An 18,332-nucleotide genomic window follows, 5' to 3' on the forward strand; every position below is an offset into this window, starting at 1 on the left:
CTCCTCCTCTTTTATAACATGACACCATGTCATCATAGTTAGATAATAAATGACAAGGTGTCATCTGTCAATTAAAAAGATGACGCTTGGTCATACATAATAAAATCGTTGTCCTTATCGAAAGTACTATTTATTTTATAGTTTGCAAATTATAAGGTAAACTCTACTATATCGTAGTTTTAGGAAGGGAATTTCTGTATGGATGTTAGTAATATAACCACACTTATCGTATGGGTCATCTTAACCATTAATATTATTCTTGCTGGGGTTGTTATCTTTATTGAGAGAAGAGATATTGGTTCAACTTGGGCATGGTTATTAATCCTCTATTTTATTCCGATACTGGGTTTTATCGTGTATCTATTTTTTGGACGGCAATTAAAACAAACCAATTTTTACCATTTGTCTTCAGCAGAAAGAAGCTATTTACAGTCAGCTGTAGATGAACAGCTAAAGCAACTTAAGTTAAGTGAATGGGGCCACAACGAATTGCTAAAAAAACACTCTGACTTAGTGAAGATGAACTTAAAATCTTCTAATGCATTGATCACTATGGGCAATGAATTGGTCATTTTTACTGATGGGCATGAAAAGTTTAAGTCTTTATTTGAAGACATTCAAAAGGCTAAACATGAAATTCATATCCAATATTATATTATTCAACGTGATACTCTTGGAAAAAAACTGAGAGATGAACTTACCAAAAAAGCAAAGGAAGGAGTAAAAGTCCGAGTACTTTATGATGAAATTGGATCAAAACAGATCTCTCCTTCATTCTTTAAGGAAATGGTGGCAAATGGTGGAGAGGTAGAAGTATTTTTCCCTTCTTTTTTTAAAATGATCAATTTTCGCATTAATACCCGTAATCACCGCAAGCTTTGTATCATTGACGAGAAAATAGCTTATATTGGCGGCTTTAATGTTGGCAATGAGTACTTGGGGCTCAATAGAAAGTTCGGCTATTGGCGTGACACACATCTTAGGGTAAAAGGTGAGGCAGTTACTCACATTCAAGGGAGATTTATTTTAGATTGGAATTACGCTGCAAAACATAAACTAAATCTAGAAGATTATAATTTAAAGGGCGAAAAACATACTGGTAAAAATCCTATTCAAATAATTGCGAGCGGACCTAATTCCGAAACGGAACACCTAAAAAATATGTATATCAAACTTATCCTGTCTGCCAAAAAAATCGTTTACATTCAAACACCTTATTTTGTTCCGGATTCCAGTTTTATGGATGCATGTAAGATTGCTTTATTATCAGGTGTGGATGTTAGGATTATGTTACCCAACAAGCGTGATCATCCTTTTGTAAAATGGGCTTCTGGTGTTTACGCCGGAGAACTATTAAGGTATGGTGCTAGAATATACTTCTACGATAAAGGATTCTTGCACGCAAAAACGATTGTCGTTGATCAGGAAGTTGCATCAGTGGGAACCGCTAATATTGATACACGGAGCTTTCGTTTAAATTTCGAAGTGAATGCGATTGTGTATGATGAAACCACTGCTCAAGAGCTTACCTATTTGTTCCTTCAAGATATCCTAGTAAGCACTGAACTAACGTTGGAAAAGTATAATGGCCGGTCCATTTTTATTAAATTTAAAGAAGCCATATCCAGGCTCTTAGCGCCAATCTTGTAAAAAACAAAGTACTAGAAGCTGAAAGTTAGTTTCAACTGAATAACTCCTTCATGCTAGGTGACACTATTCCGTGTATTGTCACTCCATTTCAGGAGGTATATTCGGATGAAAAAAAAGAATCAGTTAAAAAAACAAATGGAAAATAAAACAGTATTAATTTGGAAAATGGGGATTGCTTCAGCTCTATCATGGGAAATTGCAAAATTAGCAGGATCAGACCACCCTTATTTGGCCCCTATTTCCGTCATTCTCTGTTTACAAACCACCATTAACCGCTCCATTCGTTTTTCCTATCACAGGATGGTAGGGACTGTTATTGGAATAGTGGTGGTTGTTTTAATGGAGCCATATTTAACAGTAACAGGCTGGACACTGGGTGGTTTAATCATTTTAGGGAGTTTCATTGCAAAATGGTTAAAACGCGATGAATCAGCAATTCATCAAGCTGCCTTAACGATATTACTCGTCTTTGTAATGGGGCATAAATCCGGTAACTATCCTATTGATCGTTTTCGAGATACCTTAATTGGAGCCATAATTGCCGTTCTCATTCAAATGGTAATCCATCCGCCTAACTACACAAAACAGGCTATTCAAAAGTCCACTGAATACTCAAACCACCTTGCTAGTTCCTTTAACAATGTTTCAGAATGGCTGCAGAAGGGGTTAGAAAAAGCTTATGGAGAACAGATTCAAACCGAACTAGTGAAACGTGAAGATGAACTTTACCAGTTGAAAGTTATGATTAGTGACGTAAGAGACAGTCTAAAATATAACCCATTTTCCAAGAAAAGCAAAAATAATTTACATGAATGTGAACAAAGATTTCATGATTTATCTGCAGGCTTCTCTTATTTACATACTACTGTAAAAACGTTATTGGCATGGGCTGAAAACGGTACCATTACATCTTTGGATAAAGTATCATGGGCCGATCAATTCAAAGCTTTAGCTCAATTATACCAAACAATAGAAGCGCCAATTGGATTAGGAGATTCTGCAAATGTAGTAAAGATTACAATCCCAGAAGAAATTAAAAAACATCAATATGCCCTTGCTATATACAATGATACCATTCTTTTACTGGAGAAATGGGATCAGTCCCACAGAGTAAACTGAGGGACTTCTAATGTACTTTGTAACGTGTGTTGGATTTATCTTATCCTAAATTTTCAAATTCCATTGCAATTCTCTCAAATGCTTCTTTAATCATTGGTCGTGGTGAGGGAATACAAATCCTTTGGTATGAAATGCCTTCTTCCCCAAACATTTTTCCATCTTCTAAAATGACATTAGCTTTGTTATAAATTCGATCATGAACCTCGTCAGGAGACAAACCATAGGCACTGAAATCCATCCACATGATATAGGTTCCTTCAGGAATCTTTACTTTTACTCTTGGCATCTTTTCGGCTAAAAACTGAATTACCCAATCCATGGTGCCATCGATATATTCTTTCAATTGTTCTAACCAGTCTTCTCCATCCTTGTAAACCGCAATAAGTGCTGAAACCGTAAATGGGGACGGTAAGTGGCCACCCATCACGCTGCTAAATGCTTTCCGAAGATCTGGATTCGAAATAATCACATTGGTACAATGCAGGCCTGCTAAATTAAACGTTTTATTGATGGCAGTAAATGTAATCAATTGGTCTGGTTGCTTTGTAACTTTTGCAATCGGAATAAAGGTTTGGTTGCGTCGAATTAAGTCACCATGAATTTCATCTGCTACTATTAATACATTATTTTCAGCACAAATATCGGCCATTTTCCTTAGTTCCTCTTTGTTGAAAATTCTTCCAGTTGGATTGTGTGGATTACACAAAATAAACATTTTGGTCTCTTCATCTCTAGCCTTCTCTGCAAAATCCGTAAAGTCAATATGGTAATACCCCTCATCATCACAAATAAGCGCATTATTCAGGAGGTTTCTGCCATTCGCTTCTATGGACGCAGTAAAAGGAGGGTAAACCGGGCGTTGGATGATAATTCCATCACCGGGATTTGTAAAAGCTCTTACAGCAATATTTAAAGCATGAACTGTTCCTGGACTGTAGATAATTTCCTCCTTGAGAATGTCCCAATCATGTCTCTTTTTGAACCAATGTTGAATGGCTTCAAAATATTCATCTGGAAAAATAGAATAGCCGAAAATACGATGATCGACTGTTTTATGTAAAGCATCTATTAAGGGCTGGGGCACTGGTAAATCCATATCCGCAGTGAATAATGGAATGGTGTCTTCATCATATCTATCGGTAAGACCCATTGCTTTTATAAACTTCCCACCGTCCCATTTGATTGAATAAGTCCCTCGGCGATTAACAATTTCATCAAAGTTATATTTCATGAATATCATCCTTTGCTTATAGAGATTTCAAATCATACTATAACAGACTTTGAACACTGGAACTAATAATTAAAATTTATCTATTATTCTAAATCAGATAATTAAAAAGACTCAATGCAGGAGATTCTTGATTGATTTTTAAAAACAAAACTACTTGTTCCTCAATCTTAGAACAAACAGCTTCCTGCAACATCATACAAACTAAAATCAATTTCTGTTTGAACACCGGCAATATACTTTGCTAATTCCGCTCCAATATACGGCCCGCTGGTTAGCCCGGATGCGCCCAGTCCATTGGCGACATAAATTCCTTCAAAGCCTGGCAGTTTTCCTACCACTGGTAAAAATCCTGGTGTAAAAGGTCGAAATCCTACCCTTGTTTCAACAAAACTACTATTTGCTAGTCCAGGTGCTACCGCTAAGGCCTTTTCTAAAATTTCATGAATCCCTCCAGCCGTTACTCTTTTATCAAAACCAGCCTCATTTTCATGCGTTGAACCAACAACTACTCTACCATTTTCAAAGGTGAGGATATACTGGTTATGGAGAGGCATCACAACCGGCCATGCATTCGTTTCAATGCTGGGAATTTCAAGATGAACAATTTGTGCTTTTTGTGGTTTTACTAAGAATTCCATTCCTAATGGCTGCAGGAGTTGGTTTGACCAAGCACCTGCTGTTACAATGACCTGATCTGCAAATAAAGTAGTCTCTTCTAATTTAACTCCGATTATTTGGTTATTTTTATGGACAATCGAAGCATTACCTCTCATAAAAGTTGTTCCATATTTTTGTGCGCCGTTAATTAGCGCGTCGCGAATCGCTCTCCCATTTACCCGGGCTCCTCCACTAATATGAACGGATCCAAATTCCTCCGCCAATGGTGGGAATAAAGCCTTTGTTTCAGATGGGGTTAAAATCGTAATTTCACCGATTTCCGGTGCATCCTCTCTTCGCTTTTCGGCATGTTCTGCCATCTGTTCAAGCTTAGCAGGATCTGTATGAAGACTGATTGCTCCCACTCGTTTATATCCTGTTTCTTTTTCACCATCTGCTTCCAATTGAGCAATTAAACTTGGATAATACGCCGCCCCTCCTTTAGCTAACTGATACCAGGCCTTGTTTCTTCGCTTCGAAAGCCATGGACAGACAATACCTGCCGCAGCATCTGTCGCTTGGCCTTGATCATAACGATCAATAAGCGTGACTTCAACACCTAATTTAGCTAAGTGATACGCAGTGGAAGCTCCCAAAATACCCGCTCCAATTACTATAACTTTCTGCATAGGACACCTTTTCTTTTATTTTTTACATTAGACTACTATTATCATGTAGTCCTTTTTATCTTATCACTAAATGTAACCTTAATTAAAATTTCTAATTCCCTTGCTCATCATTGCCAATCCAGAAATCAAAACAACCACTATACTGAAAAGGATTAAGGTGAAAATTTCTCCAATCCCTTCAGCCACCCAGCCTGTAAGTAAATAGCCAACCGGAAGCAAGGCAAATGAGCCAAGCATATCTAAACTGACAACCCTGCCGAATTTCTCTTCTGGGACTAATTCTTGCAAACTGGTTTCCCATATCAGCCCAAATAGCATGCTCCCCGCTCCCTCTATAAACATACAAAGCATTAATAACTGCACATTCGAGATAAAAGCCATTAGCAGAAGTGCAATACCACTCAAAGTGATTCCCCCGTATGCAAGTAAGCCTCTCTTTTTCCACTCCGGCCGCAAACCAAAGATAATGCCACAAACAATAGCGCCTGCGCCGGATGCACCTAGCACTAGACCATAAACGACAGGTTCATAATCATAATAATTATTAATTAACCATGGAATAATAATACGTATAATCCCGCTTGAAAAAATATTCATCAATGAAAATACAAGAATAGTTATCCACAGCCAGGACTGTCCCTTAAGTACATTCACTCCTTCCATAAAGTCTTGTCTGATTGATGATTTTCCATTAGGGTCTATTTTATATTTTTGAAAAGTAAGTGTTCGTAAACCAAAAATGAAAATTAATGAGATTATATACGTAGCAGCATTGATACCAAATCCCCATGCAGCTGAAATAGTAGAAACGATTATACCTCCGATGATCGGTCCAAAAATTCTTATTCCTTGGACACTAATCTGACTAATAGAATTAGCGGCATTACGGATATCTGGTGTGAAAATTTTTGCCCTAACCGCTGAATAAGCCGGCTGAAAAAAACTATCCATTGTTCCCATGAAAAACATAAATACAAATAAAAATGTCATATTAAGATGGTCCATAAATGCAACAATCGATAAGATTAGCATCAACACAAAACGAACGAAATCCACAAAAAACATAATGTTGACTTTGTTCAGCTTATCCACCAAGACCCCTGAAAAAGGCAGAAGGATGACGAATGGAGCCATATAGATTGCCATGACCGTTCCCATCATAGCTGTAGAATTAGTAATTTGGAGTACAACAATAGGGAGAATAACATTTGTGATTGAACTTCCTAATAAAGAAAAAATTTGACCGAAGAGTAAGGCTGTGAAATAATTTGATTTTTTAAATAATTGCACATAGGTAAATTCGCGTACAATTTGATTAGTTGGTATAAAACTCACACATATCCCCCTTCGCAGCAATTATTGCTGCTTCTAGTTATGTTGACAATAGTAAAGTTAGTATTATTAATTAAACTTTATGTAATTTCTGACAAATATTAATTTTAATATGGTATTAAAATTCAGTCAATGTAAATAAATTGATGAAAGCCTTATTATTAATTCTACGTATTAGTTTAAATTATCAGATATTAGCATTTATTTTTATTCATGAGTTTCTTTTGATATAGTAATGATGATCAGTTAAAAGGAAGGAATTAAAAAAGAATGAAATGTTTTTCAATTGATTTAGACGGCACATTATTGAATACAAATCATGAAATTTCCGTTGAAAATTTAATGATTCTTCAATACTTACATAATCAAGGACATCATATCATCTTTAACACGGGACGAGCTATTGAAGATGTCATTAAATTTGATCCTATTCACAAGCTGTCAACACCAATTATAAGTATTAATGGGACGGTTATATATTCACCAGCTAGAGAGGTTTTATTTGAAGCCTCAGTTCCAGTTACTATCTATAAAGAGTTACAGCCTATTCTTAAGAAAATGGGAGTATGGATTATGGTCTATACGAATCAAGGCGGATTCCCTTGCCGAAATCCAGAAATCCAAGATAAAAGTGATGATGAGATTGAACCGATATTTCAAAATTATGATTATGATCATATTCTTGAAATAGAAGGTCTCAAAATCTATAAAATCATGGCTGTGTCACGCCGAGATCAACTGGAAAAAATAAATCAAGTTAAGCAAGCGATTGAAGGTAAATTAGAATTGTCAATGGCTTCATCACACCCCAACAATGTCGAGTTTACCTCCATTGAAGCTAATAAGGGGGCTGCACTCATAAGGTACCAACATATAATGAATCTCCAGTTTGATGAAATTTTTGCGTTTGGCGATGGAGGAAATGACCTTGATCAATTTAAAGTGGCCACAACCTCTGTTGCAATGGGAAATGCTCCTTTTATTATTCAGCAAGAGGCCGATATCACTACCAAAACAAATGATGAAAATGGGTTTGCTTATGCGGTTCAACAGCTTTTAAACATTTAATTAATCACCAAAAGACCACAATGTTCTATTTCACAATGTGGTCTTTTGAAAAAAACAAACATAATTCATACACTTAAATTTAGTTAGATATTTAGCTTAGAGGGTCAATTGTCACAAACTTCATATCCTTTATTCTTTAATACTTTTTTTATTGCAACAATATGATCAAGATTTTTTGTCTCCAATGATAATTCTAACTGCGCAAATCCTGGATATATGTCTTTACCTGCATGCTGAAGATTTACAGATTGAATATTGGCATCTAATTCTGAAATAAAACTTAGCACTCTTTCCAATTCTCCTGGCTTGTCTTTTACAATCATTGATAAATTTGCATATCTTCCGGACTCTACCATGCCGCGTTCAATAATTCGTGAAATAAAACTCACATCCACGTTTCCACCGCTTATTATCGCTACTACGTTCTTTTCTTTAAAATTAACCTTTTGATAAAGTAATGCTGCTAAAGAAACAGCACCTGACCCTTCCACTAGTAGTTTATTTCGTTCCAACAGCAACAACATCGTCCTTGCTATCTCCATTTCATCAACACAAAAAATATCATCCACATATTTTTGAACCAACTTAAATGTATGCTCTCCTGGTTTCTTAACAGCTATGCCATCTGCCATTGTCGGCGTAGAATCAACCATAATTGGTTTATTTTCTAGTAATGACTGTTTCATACTTGGACATGCCAGAGCTTGGACACCATAAACATGAATATTTGGATTTTTTTCCTTTACGGCTAAGGCAAGACCACCAATAAGACCGCCTCCACCAATAGGACACAAAATAGCCTCAACATCTGGCAGTTGATCTAAAATTTCTAAACCGACTGTCCCCTGACCGGCAATGATTGCCTCATCATCAAAAGCATGTACAAAGGTTGCTCCCATTTGTTCCTTTAGTTCTAGTGCATAAGCGAGCGCATCATCAAACGTTTCCCCTTGCATTCGCACTTCTGCTCCATATTGCCTTGTTGCAGATACTTTACTTAATGGAGCCCCTTTTGGCATCACAATAGTGCAAGGGATTCCAAGCATCTGACTGGAATATGCTACCCCTTGGGCGTGATTTCCCGCCGAAGCCGCGATAACGCCTTTCTGAAGCTCTGGTTCTGACAATGAATTCAACTTATTATAGGAGCCTCTAACTTTAAAGGAGCCTGTTTTCTGCAAGTTTTCAAGCTTTAAAAACACCTTGTTATTAGCGGAGATGGTACTAAATGTTTGGGAAAAGTCCAGCGGTGTGGTGTGTACAGTTCCCCTCATTTTTTCATGAGCAAGGAATACATCATTAAGAGTAACCATTTTACTACCTCCAACATCCCTTATTTCATATTTTAGGATGTACTTGGACATTTAAACTATGCCTCTTGGCATGCTATTCCGTATTTTAAGATTTTTTGTTTAAAAAAGTGTGTAAATTAATTCATTAGGATATATTCAATTGGCGGATTAACAAAATTTACATTTGTCTTTCAAGACTAATGTTTTGCATAAAGCACATAATAAAAAAAAGAAGACACCTTTTATGAATACCATAGAAGTTGTAATTGACCCGCTTTACTGAATAAAGGCATATGTAATAAAAATTGTTTATAAACCTTCTCTAGGAGGATCTGAATGACCAATCATCTGAAATCTGAATTATCATTATTAAGTGAACTATTACTGTCCATATTATTAACTGCTTCAATCGGTATTTACTTTTTTAAATCCTTTGATAGTTTTCCTTGGGTATCCTTTTTAGGAATCCCGCTTGGACTTGCCCTTATGGTTGCGTGCTGGGAACGAAAGAAATATAAATGGACCGTGTTTATCATTGGTTTAATAGTAAACGACATTGTTTGGTCCCTTATATTTAATGGTGCTTCTCTTTTCAAGTCGTTTTAAGTTTTGTTAGTAATTTAGGAAAAGTTTTCTTATTGCAGCTTATGGAGGTTTTTTGATGAAAAAAGTATGGGGTACGATGGCCATTAATTTAATATTAGCAGGGTGTCTTGTCTTTTTATTATTTTTTTATAATGGACCTCAGCATACAGAAAAAGCGGCAGATGGGAAGAAAACCACTGAAACCACTTCAGCAGGTGATCCAGAAAAAATTGTCGGAAATAATTGTACAAGCTGCCACGGGAAAAACTTACAAGGTGGAGCAGGTCCAAATCTGACTAAAATTGGTTCAAAATATTCTCAAAGTGAAATAGAAAATATTATTAATCATGGGAAAAATGGAATGCCAGCTGGTGTTATCTCTGCCGAAGAGGCAAAGTTGGTAGCTAATTGGTTAGCACATAAAAAATAGCAAACCTATTTAAGGTGTTACTTTGTGAACAATCTTATTTTCTAACCATTATTCTTACAAAAAATGGTTTGCCTTCCCTCTTGTTCATTTTCTTCATAAAAGAGAATAGTCCAATCTTTAAATACTGTAAGCAACTCTTGTGGGTGCAGTTTATATTGGTTAGAAACACCCTGATTCTTACTATCTGATGACTGAAAATAGGTCTCCATGAAAAAATACCCACCCTTTTGTACCATGTTCTTCACATTCGGAAAAAGTGAGCGATTAAGATAATAAGTCATCACGACTAAATGAAAAGAATGGTTTTGATAATTAAGTAGATTTGATTGATCGATATCGTATACCTGTGGATGGATAGTAAGCCGCATTTGGACTGACTTTTCTTTGATGAAGTGAATAGCCACATCTGAAATATCCAAAGCTTGTACCTCATAGTTCCTTTTAGCAAGGAATAAACTGTTTCCCCCTAGTCCGCAGGCAAGATCAAGTGCGGTGCCTCCGGTAAGATAGGAGGAAAGATTAGATAATCTTGGATTTGGGGTCGGTTCGTTTAACAGGTTGATGCGTTCTTTATGTTTTCTATTCCATTTAGTTTGATAGTCCATGTTACTACTCCCTTGCAAACAGGTTTGAGGAATTCTAATGAGAAAATAAATTCGTCCAGTAAACCATAATGACTATGCAAATAGCCACCGTTACCTCTAGACCTTTTCTTTTTAAGAGTCTTTCTCCTCTTGTTTTTTCCAATAATCGTAAATCCATTCTTTAAACAGTTCATTTACTTCCGACTTTTTTTGGGTTTTTAACCATTCAACTTGATCAATGGGCAGTTTAAATTTCAACCTAATATCTTCAATTGGCATTTCTACTTTTCTTATTTCTGCAAGCGTAATACCTTCTTCTATATTCGGAAAACAAGAATCATTTTCGGTGACCCGGTCAAAATCCTCGTAGTCCTCAAAATCATCCAATTCACAAAATAAATTAAGTTGCGGAAGCCCGCCTTGAAAAATTTTTACATTCATTATTGAATTAATAACTCTGCCATCTTCTAATTCTATTTCCATAATCAGGTTTTCCAGCTTTTTATATTTATTGACAACAACCTCGCTTACAATCACATCCAATTCTAATGTACATCCAGAGCCTGTTTCAAAAATATAAATGGCGCTTTTAAAAATATGTATACTTTCACCATCTATTCTCACTTCTTTTACTACTACCATCTTCCGTTCCCCCATTTGTTGTTCCTTTACATATGATAATATCACCAATTTCACTGTTTGTGATATGAAAAGAGGTTCTTCATAAGGAACCAACGTAAAAGACCCATTTTAATTTAGTACATAACTAATGCTCAGCACCTAAGTTCTGTAAATTTGGTAAACGACTCAAGCAAAATAAACCGGTATTGCATAGATTGGTAAAAGAATTTATTTTTTTCATGCATAATATAAGATTTTGGAATGGGTGGTGTGAAATGTTTGAAGTAAAGGACGTTAATTTCGGCAGAGGATTATTTGCTACCCGGGATATTCAGAAGGGAGAACTTATACATGAAGCTCCGGTTATTGTATCACCTAAAGATGAGTACAAATATCTGAAAAAGACGATACTGATGGAATATGTCTTTTGGTGGGGCAAAGATTTAAATGAATGTGCTTTAGCATTGGGGTATGGTTCACTTTTTAACCACTCTTACACACCTAATGCTGAATTTATACTCAATTTAAAAAACAAAACCATCGACTTTTTTGCCCTTACAAACATAAAAAACGGTGAAGAAATTCGGATAAATTACAATGGTGAACCGGATGATGAGACGCCAGTTTGGTTTGATGTCTTATAGAAGTACCATCCCTTGGCTTTCCAGCAAAATAGGAGGTACTCCTATTTAAAGCACACACATAAAAAGGGGCAGCTAGATAATAGCTGACCCCTCTAAATTTACAAAGAATTAGCCCAAAGCAACATCTAGAATCATCATAATCACAAATCCAATCATCAAACTTATCGAGGCTAGATCGGTGTTACCATTTTCTTGTGATCCTGGAATAACCTCTTCTGCGACAACAAAAATCATCGCACCAGCAGCGAAGCTAAGTGCGTATGGAAGAAGGGGTTCAATAAATACTACTGATAAAGCCCCTATTATTGCTGCAATAGGTTCCACTAATCCTGAAAATTGACCATACATAAAGCTTCTTGTCCGAGACATTCCGTCTCGTCTTAAAGGCATTGCCACTGCTACACCCTCTGGAAAGTTTTGAATCCCAATTCCGATGGCTAGTGCCACAGCACCAGTTAAGGAAGCAGATTGAAAGCCTGCAGCAACAGCCCCAAAAGCAACCCCTACCGCCAAGCCTTCAGGAATATTATGAATCGTTATTGCTAATACAAGGAGAGTGCTTCTCTTCTTATTATTAGGATGAATTCCTTCAGCTTTTTCTATTGATTGAGATGGATGTAAATGTGGAAGAATCTTATCAACCACTAACAGGAAAGAACCTCCTAAAAGAAAACCTATAGCTGCAGGCAGCCATTTTGGCAGGGAACTGCCCTCCGCCATTTCAAGTGCAGGTAATAGTAATGACCAAAAGCTTGCTGCAATCATGACTCCACCTGCAAATCCAAGCATACAATCTAGAAATTTTTGATTTACCTTTTTAGTCGTAAAAACTAATGCTGCACCTAGAGCAGTCATTCCCCAAGTAAATAATGTGCCTAATCCTGCTTGGCTGACAGCGGGAAGACTCCCAAACGATTCCAACATTATATAAAAACCTCCATATAACAGAATGAAAAAAACTCCTGCTGTTTTTTTAAAACTAACATATTATAAGGTCTTTTGCCAAATCTCTGCTTCCTTTAAGGAAAATTTCAAGCACGCTTCTGATTGCAATTTTTACATATATCTGAATATTTGATATACAATAAAATGTAAAAAGGTGGTAGAATTAAGACATCCTTATCTTTCTTCTTCAAACGACTAAAGTAAAAGTCCTATCAAAGTAAAAAAGAAGCGAATGGATTCGCTTCTTTTAAAGGACGGATAATCCACGTTCAAAATGACCAATATCCGCTAATTCAATAATATACTCAAAGTTACAAATGGATTTTTGAATGACTTCTTTCTCTTCTTTTGATAAATCCGGATTTTCAATTTTTTTAACTAATTCAAGTTTCATTCTCTCTAAAACACTCTTCAGTTCCTGGTGGTTCATTGTAAAGAACCCCTTTCTATTGTGTAGAAATTGAAATATTCAACCAAGCCATCAAATTAATTTAAAGATAATTGAAACCGCTCTCTTTTATATAATCATTATAATTAATAAAACTATTAATTGAGCAGTAAATATGTTGTGATTTTGTGAATCCTTAGTAATACCCTAATCGGAAATTTATAATTTTGGAGGTTAAAATGCAAGAAAACAAGAGAGATACAGCTAATTGGAGATTTATACAAGATCTAAATTTAAATGCCATTAGTTCAGGAACAGTTGCTACCATTTTTGGCTGTACTGGTCCAGCATTGATTATCATAGGAGGGGCTGCAAGTGGCGGTTTAACACATGCTCAGACCATTAGTTGGCTTTTCGCTGTTTACTTTTTTGGAGGATTACTGGGGCTTATTCTTTCTTTAAAGTTTCGTCAGCCTATATCCGGTGCCTATTCCATTGCAGGAGCAGTGTTAGTTTCAGGCGCTTTAACAAATTTTTCATTAAATGATGCCATAGGAGCCTATTTAATTGCTAATGTCATAGTTGGGATTCTAGGAGCAACTGGATTAATTGGGAAAGTCATGAATTGGATACCCGTTCCGATAGTAATGGGGATGATTGTGGGAGTTATGATTCGTTTTGCTACAGAAATGATCACTTCTATTAAACTTTCTCCAATAATTGCAGGTTCTGCAGTTTTTGTTTATCTATTTTCTTCACGCTATATAAAAAGATTTCCACCTGTCTTATCTGCATTAATCGTATCCGTAATATTTGCACTTATTACAAAGGAATTCCATGTTACGAATGTACAAAGTTCTTTTATATTTCCACAGTTTGAACTTCCATCCTTTAATTTCGATGCAATTGTTTCTATTTCAATACCTTTAACCATTCTGATCATCTGTACCGAAAATGCCCAAACCACAGGAATCTTAATAGCAAAAAAGTACACCCCGCCAATCAAGTCCATGTCGATTTATGGTGCATTAGCTGGTATTATCGCATCGTTCTTCGGTGGTCATGCCATTAATACCGCTGGTCCTATGACAGCGATATGTGCCTCTGAAGAATCAGGAGAAAAAGATAGCAGATATACAGCGTCTGCATTGAACGGCTTCTTATTTTTGTGTTTTGGAGTACTTGCTGGAATTGTTGTTCCTTTTGTAAAAGCTATGCCTGGTGTAATTGTTAATTCAATCGCTGGTCTTGCAATGATTGGCGTTCTCCTAGGTTCGCTGAAGATTGCCTTTTCAGATTCTAAATTCCAGATGGGGGCATTTTTCGCCTTAATTATTGGTATGTCTGGTGTGAATTTTCTGAACATTGGTGCACCCCTTTGGTCCATTGTTGGTAGTCTTTTGGTGTCCTTTCTCATCGAAAAGGATCATTTTGCCTCCAAATCATGCGTTGATGAACAAATAAAAAGAAGAGCAGAAACAAGTAGTTAATTACTTAACTATTTATTTCTGCCTCTTAACATTTCCCTATTCAAATAAAGGACTCACTGCCTTCTCATTATGAATTCGATCAATTGCTTCTACAAGCAATGGGGCAACGGATATTACTTTAATTTTCTTAGTTGCTTTCTCTTCTGGTAATACAATGGTATTAGTAACCACTAATTCTTTAATCGGTGAAGATTCAATCATTTCAATAGATTTTCCAGTAAATACTGGATGAGTGCAGCCTGCAAAGATCGATTTAGCCCCGTTCTCAGCTAAAGCCTTTGCTGCTAATGTAATGGTCGTGCCCGTATCAATTAAATCATCAATAATAATAGCATTTTTCCCTTCTACGTTCCCCACAACACTGAAGGTTTCATCCGTATGTTCTTCAAATCTTCTTTTGTCGATAAGTGCAATTGGAACATGCAATAAGTTGGCCATTTTTCTAGCTCTTCCTATGCTGCCATTATGTGGTGCTACCACTACGATATCTTCTAATCCTTTGTCCTCAAAATACTTTGTAAGGATTGGAACACCAAATAAATGCTCAACAGGTATATCAAAGAATCCTTGTATTTGGGAAGTATGAAGGTCCATAGTAAGAACTCTGGTGGCTCCAGACTTTTCTAAAAGGTTAGCAATAAGCTTAGCTGTAATCGGCTCCCTAGAACGTGCTTTTCGGTCTTGTCTGGCATACCCTAAATAAGGGATGACAACATTAATTGTTTTGGCCGAAGCTCTTTTCAAGGCATCGATCATGATAAGGAGCTCCATAATATTTTTATTTACAGGAAAGGAAGTTGATTGAACGATATAAACCTCACTGCCGCGTACACTTTCTTCGATATGAATCTGAAGCTCTCCATCACTAAATTCCGTAATGGAGCATTTGCCTAATTCACAACCCAAAAGATTTGCCATTTCTTTGGCTAACTTTTGATTTGAATTTAATGCGAACATTTTAAATCTATTATTTTGTTGATAGGTCACCTTATATCCCCCATACTAATTTAATTTCAACATGTAAAGCCTCATACCCGTGCACATTCATCTTATTTTACTACATTCGACAAACCAGTGGTAGGAATACACGAATTAAATACTATATAATTTTAATTCATATTCTTCTTCAACATACAATTCGTTAGTTCGTCCAGAAACATCCTCTAAACGGAGCACGCAAATATCTCCAGTTCGATAGCGGTCTTCTAAAAGATGAAAAACAATATCTATTTGCCTCTCTGATGCCTCACCGGTTGAATCAAAGGTAATCGTTAACTCATTCGAAATCCGCTCATTATTCCGATAAAATGCTGCACGTAAAGTCCTTGGATATACAAGGTTTGAAACTTTCTCTTCTTGGAAGAATGGAACCACAAATTGATAACTGGTAATCACTTTTTGAATCGATGAGACTCGGACATTTACACGTTCTTCTTCAGACTTGCGTGCTTTTCCTTTCACCTGCCGATATTCAATTAAAGGAACCATACATTCCTGTGGCATGGCAGCACCATGAACAAATCGCAAGCCGCCCCCACCAGTAAAACGGTTTAACCCTTTGGCAATAACTGCTTCCTTATCAAGGCCTATATAATCTAGTGAGATCTTTACCGTCCCTTCTGGCGACCCAAGGTTTTTCCCGATTGCGAAGCGACGATTACCATCTATTACATCACCCTTCATACTTTCAGTCTTTTGATACTTTTCCACCTGGGAAGATTGAAATAAAAAGCCATGATCACTGGTGATAAAAATCCGAACAGCTTCATACGTTCCTGTCAGTTTTTTAACAGCCGCTTTCACACGGTCCATTGCCTTCTCAACCGCTTCAAATGTAAATTTTTCCGTCTTACTGGAATCGCCAATAGCATCAATGTTGTCATGATATAAATAGACAACCCTCTTTCCTTTCACCTGTCCCAATCCATCTTCCTTGCTAAGTTGAATAAAATCATCCATCTTTAGGGCAACAGAATCAGACTCATGTAATTGTAGAATTTTATTTCGATTTAAAAGTCCTCTCGTGGATATTCCATCAACTAACACGGTTCCGTCCTTTGAAATATCAGAGATCTTTCCTGGAAGTAAGGAGGCCATTCCTATTTGGGTATAGGTTGGTAGTGTTGCCTGCATGGGGATTAGCTTAACTTCCGTATTTAACCGCTTGCTAAAATGATTCATTAATTCATTCCCTATTTCGTATCTTAAGGCATCAGAAATAATGACATATATTCGTTCCCTTGAGCCTTGGACTAATGGATGAATCATGGTTCGATAAAAGTTCTTTTGCTGTAAAAAATCTTTAAGCGGCCACTCATCTTTAAGCTCCGTTTCAACGATATGGTCTGTGAACCTGCTTAATTCTAATAAGTAGCGATTTTCGTATATGAACGTTAACTTATTTAATAATTCTTGATACAATTCTAAACCTTGTCTACTATTGTAGAGGAATTGTAATTGCCGGTAAGTTTGATCAATAATGAAATACTTCTCAGTGTAAAAACTATATAACTCTTGTCCAGTTGCTGGCTCATTATCCTGTTCAAATTCCCTAAACCAATGATAAAATTGCAGGCCTAATTCTAATAATTCATACTCATTCTTAAATCTTGTTTTGTACCAATAGCTCTTTCTGCGCTCTGAGATGATACTCATCCACTCAGTCACATCAATTGTTTCATTTAATAGAAGTTCATGTAACGTATCGAGAATTTTCCGCTCAATCACCGCAAATGTATCGCAGCGCAAAAAAGATTGATAGGTATATTCTCCTACCGTTTGCCCAACATTCCATGTTTGTTCAAGCGAATCAAGGATATTCTCTAAAATAATCCGCTCTTCAGATTTTAACCATTCTTCTACAAATACTTTACAAATATTCGGTACCATCGACCCGTATTGCATCGATAAAATCTTATCATCCAAATTTGCTGCATAATGCTGAAAAACAATGGATTCTATGATATTAGCTAAACGATTTTCATTAGTCTTAGTTATACCGAAGTAGTCTTCTATGTAGGTATAAAATGCTTCCTTGTCCAGATATTTAGCAAACATCTCCAATTCCTCATTCTTATCTGAAAAATCCCCTCTAGTTAACACACTTTTTAGGATATCTTGAGGATGAATACTTTTAGCATTGGAAAGAACAGCAAGCATGGTTTGCTGCACTTGCTCCATTGTAGGCTTATTTGGTAATAACTTTTGAAATTTCACCACACGCTGCTTGTTTTCAAAAAACTTAGCATGCTTCTCCAAAAAATCACGTATGGCCAGATGATCTAAGCGTAATTCTTTCATTCGAATGGCAATCTCATCGGCTTGAAATTCACCGTACTTGCCAGAATATAATAAAATATCCAATAAGAAGTTTTCTCTGTCCTCAGGCTTGGCAAACGGAGCATAAATTAAATAGGAAGTATTTGTATCTTCGATTTCTAATAAAACCTTTGTTCGAAATGAATTGTTTTCATCTAAATAATGTACTTTAATATTTTCTTGCCTTAATACCTCATTTATTTCAGTAAAATTACGTGTTTCACTTTGCGGGTCATACCAAAACACCAGTGAACGATTTGCAGCTGTATTTTCTCCCTGCTGTTGATGGAAAAGCCGCAATAGTTCTTCTGTGATATTCATTTTGTTCACCAACTCTCATAAAACTAAA

17 protein-coding genes are annotated in these 18,332 nt (G+C 36.3%); 7 read left to right on the plus strand and 10 right to left on the minus strand.

The window, feature by feature from the left end; all coding sequences use genetic code 11:
• Positions 1-198 precede the first annotated feature (198 nt).
• Together cls and AC4E8C_RS13580 are read left to right on the plus strand one after the other, a co-directional pair.
• Positions 199-1,650: a cardiolipin synthase gene (gene cls / locus AC4E8C_RS13575; protein WP_490207218.1), complete on the plus strand. Its 1,452-nt coding sequence runs from the start codon at positions 199-201 to the stop codon at positions 1,648-1,650.
• A gap of 105 nt (positions 1,651-1,755) precedes the next feature.
• Positions 1,756-2,769: an FUSC family protein gene (locus AC4E8C_RS13580; RefSeq protein ID WP_490207219.1), complete on the plus strand. Its 1,014-nt coding sequence runs from the start codon at positions 1,756-1,758 to the stop codon at positions 2,767-2,769.
• Positions 2,770-2,809: 40 nt separating this feature from the next.
• Here AC4E8C_RS13580 and AC4E8C_RS13585 read toward each other — a convergent pair whose 3' ends face one another.
• The 3 genes from AC4E8C_RS13585 to AC4E8C_RS13595 form a co-directional block, all read right to left on the minus strand.
• Complete coding sequence (locus tag AC4E8C_RS13585) at positions 2,810-4,000, minus strand: MalY/PatB family protein (RefSeq protein ID WP_490207220.1); 1,191 nt, start codon at positions 3,998-4,000, stop codon at positions 2,810-2,812.
• A 167-nt stretch (positions 4,001-4,167) separates the two neighbouring features.
• Entirely contained in the window at positions 4,168-5,286 is a 1,119-nt protein-coding gene (locus AC4E8C_RS13590; protein ID WP_490207221.1) for an NAD(P)/FAD-dependent oxidoreductase, read from the minus strand.
• 78 nt (positions 5,287-5,364) lie between these two features.
• Positions 5,365-6,621 (minus strand): MFS transporter, encoded by a 1,257-nt coding sequence (locus tag AC4E8C_RS13595; RefSeq protein WP_490207222.1) that lies wholly within the window; start codon positions 6,619-6,621, stop codon positions 5,365-5,367.
• A gap of 267 nt (positions 6,622-6,888) precedes the next feature.
• On the opposite strand from AC4E8C_RS13595, the gene AC4E8C_RS13600 reads away from it, so the two are divergent.
• Complete coding sequence (locus AC4E8C_RS13600; RefSeq protein WP_490207223.1) at positions 6,889-7,686, plus strand: Cof-type HAD-IIB family hydrolase; 798 nt, start codon at positions 6,889-6,891, stop codon at positions 7,684-7,686.
• Between the two features lie 104 nt (positions 7,687-7,790).
• Here the strand turns inward: AC4E8C_RS13600 and ilvA are convergent, their stop codons facing one another.
• Positions 7,791-8,999 (minus strand): threonine ammonia-lyase, encoded by a 1,209-nt coding sequence (gene ilvA / locus AC4E8C_RS13605; protein WP_490207224.1) that lies wholly within the window; start codon positions 8,997-8,999, stop codon positions 7,791-7,793.
• Between the two features lie 315 nt (positions 9,000-9,314).
• Here ilvA and AC4E8C_RS13610 point away from each other — a divergent pair, with 315 nt between their 5' ends.
• Entirely contained in the window at positions 9,315-9,584 is a 270-nt protein-coding gene (locus AC4E8C_RS13610) for a hypothetical protein (protein ID WP_490207225.1), read from the plus strand.
• 55 nt (positions 9,585-9,639) lie between these two features.
• Entirely contained in the window at positions 9,640-9,993 is a 354-nt protein-coding gene (locus AC4E8C_RS13615; protein WP_490212557.1) for a c-type cytochrome, read from the plus strand.
• 41 nt (positions 9,994-10,034) lie between these two features.
• On the opposite strand, the gene AC4E8C_RS13620 is transcribed toward AC4E8C_RS13615, so the two are convergent.
• Positions 10,035-10,598: a methyltransferase domain-containing protein gene (locus tag AC4E8C_RS13620; RefSeq protein ID WP_490207226.1), complete on the minus strand. Its 564-nt coding sequence runs from the start codon at positions 10,596-10,598 to the stop codon at positions 10,035-10,037.
• A 111-nt stretch (positions 10,599-10,709) separates the two neighbouring features.
• A complete protein-coding gene (locus tag AC4E8C_RS13625; RefSeq protein WP_490207227.1) occupies positions 10,710-11,219 on the minus strand; it encodes a hypothetical protein in 510 nt (169 codons plus the stop codon).
• Positions 11,220-11,473: 254 nt separating this feature from the next.
• Here AC4E8C_RS13625 and AC4E8C_RS13630 point away from each other — a divergent pair, with 254 nt between their 5' ends.
• A complete protein-coding gene (locus AC4E8C_RS13630) occupies positions 11,474-11,842 on the plus strand; it encodes an SET domain-containing protein (RefSeq protein ID WP_490207228.1) in 369 nt (122 codons plus the stop codon).
• 108 nt (positions 11,843-11,950) lie between these two features.
• Here AC4E8C_RS13630 and AC4E8C_RS13635 read toward each other — a convergent pair whose 3' ends face one another.
• Both AC4E8C_RS13635 and AC4E8C_RS13640 read right to left on the minus strand, forming a co-directional pair.
• Positions 11,951-12,766, minus strand: coding sequence for a ZIP family metal transporter (locus tag AC4E8C_RS13635; RefSeq protein WP_490207229.1), 816 nt, complete (start codon positions 12,764-12,766; stop codon positions 11,951-11,953).
• Between the two features lie 268 nt (positions 12,767-13,034).
• Positions 13,035-13,217 (minus strand): DUF3896 family protein, encoded by a 183-nt coding sequence (locus AC4E8C_RS13640; protein WP_490207230.1) that lies wholly within the window; start codon positions 13,215-13,217, stop codon positions 13,035-13,037.
• A 197-nt stretch (positions 13,218-13,414) separates the two neighbouring features.
• Between AC4E8C_RS13640 and AC4E8C_RS13645 the strand changes: the two genes are divergently transcribed.
• Positions 13,415-14,665 (plus strand): benzoate/H(+) symporter BenE family transporter, encoded by a 1,251-nt coding sequence (locus AC4E8C_RS13645; protein WP_490207231.1) that lies wholly within the window; start codon positions 13,415-13,417, stop codon positions 14,663-14,665.
• Between the two features lie 36 nt (positions 14,666-14,701).
• Here AC4E8C_RS13645 and AC4E8C_RS13650 read toward each other — a convergent pair whose 3' ends face one another.
• Both AC4E8C_RS13650 and pglZ read right to left on the minus strand, forming a co-directional pair.
• On the minus strand, positions 14,702-15,652 hold the full coding sequence (locus tag AC4E8C_RS13650; RefSeq protein WP_490207232.1) for a ribose-phosphate diphosphokinase: 951 nt from the start codon (positions 15,650-15,652) through the stop codon (positions 14,702-14,704).
• A gap of 105 nt (positions 15,653-15,757) precedes the next feature.
• Positions 15,758-18,304, minus strand: coding sequence for a BREX-1 system phosphatase PglZ type A (pglZ, locus tag AC4E8C_RS13655; RefSeq protein WP_490207233.1), 2,547 nt, complete (start codon positions 18,302-18,304; stop codon positions 15,758-15,760).
• Positions 18,305-18,332: the final 28 nt, after the last annotated feature.

It is taken from the genome of Neobacillus sp. SRL179 (assembly GCF_984799095.1).

What these genes read in the sequence shown, in the direction of transcription:
- cls (WP_490207218.1), top strand. Translation starts at nt 199, where the DNA reads ATGGATGTTAGTAATATAACCACACTTATCGTATGGGTCATCTTAACC.
- AC4E8C_RS13580 (WP_490207219.1), top strand. Translation starts at nt 1,756, where the DNA reads ATGAAAAAAAAGAATCAGTTAAAAAAACAAATGGAAAATAAAACAGTA.
- AC4E8C_RS13585 (WP_490207220.1), bottom strand. Translation starts at nt 4,000, where the DNA reads ATGAAATATAACTTTGATGAAATTGTTAATCGCCGAGGGACTTATTCA.
- AC4E8C_RS13590 (WP_490207221.1), bottom strand. Translation starts at nt 5,286, where the DNA reads ATGCAGAAAGTTATAGTAATTGGAGCGGGTATTTTGGGAGCTTCCACT.
- AC4E8C_RS13600 (WP_490207223.1), top strand. Translation starts at nt 6,889, where the DNA reads ATGAAATGTTTTTCAATTGATTTAGACGGCACATTATTGAATACAAAT.
- ilvA (WP_490207224.1), bottom strand. Translation starts at nt 8,999, where the DNA reads ATGGTTACTCTTAATGATGTATTCCTTGCTCATGAAAAAATGAGGGGA.
- AC4E8C_RS13610 (WP_490207225.1), top strand. Translation starts at nt 9,315, where the DNA reads ATGACCAATCATCTGAAATCTGAATTATCATTATTAAGTGAACTATTA.
- AC4E8C_RS13615 (WP_490212557.1), top strand. Translation starts at nt 9,640, where the DNA reads ATGAAAAAAGTATGGGGTACGATGGCCATTAATTTAATATTAGCAGGG.
- AC4E8C_RS13620 (WP_490207226.1), bottom strand. Translation starts at nt 10,598, where the DNA reads ATGGACTATCAAACTAAATGGAATAGAAAACATAAAGAACGCATCAAC.
- AC4E8C_RS13625 (WP_490207227.1), bottom strand. Translation starts at nt 11,219, where the DNA reads ATGGTAGTAGTAAAAGAAGTGAGAATAGATGGTGAAAGTATACATATT.
- AC4E8C_RS13630 (WP_490207228.1), top strand. Translation starts at nt 11,474, where the DNA reads ATGTTTGAAGTAAAGGACGTTAATTTCGGCAGAGGATTATTTGCTACC.
- AC4E8C_RS13635 (WP_490207229.1), bottom strand. Translation starts at nt 12,766, where the DNA reads ATGTTGGAATCGTTTGGGAGTCTTCCCGCTGTCAGCCAAGCAGGATTA.
- AC4E8C_RS13640 (WP_490207230.1), bottom strand. Translation starts at nt 13,217, where the DNA reads ATGAACCACCAGGAACTGAAGAGTGTTTTAGAGAGAATGAAACTTGAA.
- AC4E8C_RS13645 (WP_490207231.1), top strand. Translation starts at nt 13,415, where the DNA reads ATGCAAGAAAACAAGAGAGATACAGCTAATTGGAGATTTATACAAGAT.
- pglZ (WP_490207233.1), bottom strand. Translation starts at nt 18,304, where the DNA reads ATGAATATCACAGAAGAACTATTGCGGCTTTTCCATCAACAGCAGGGA.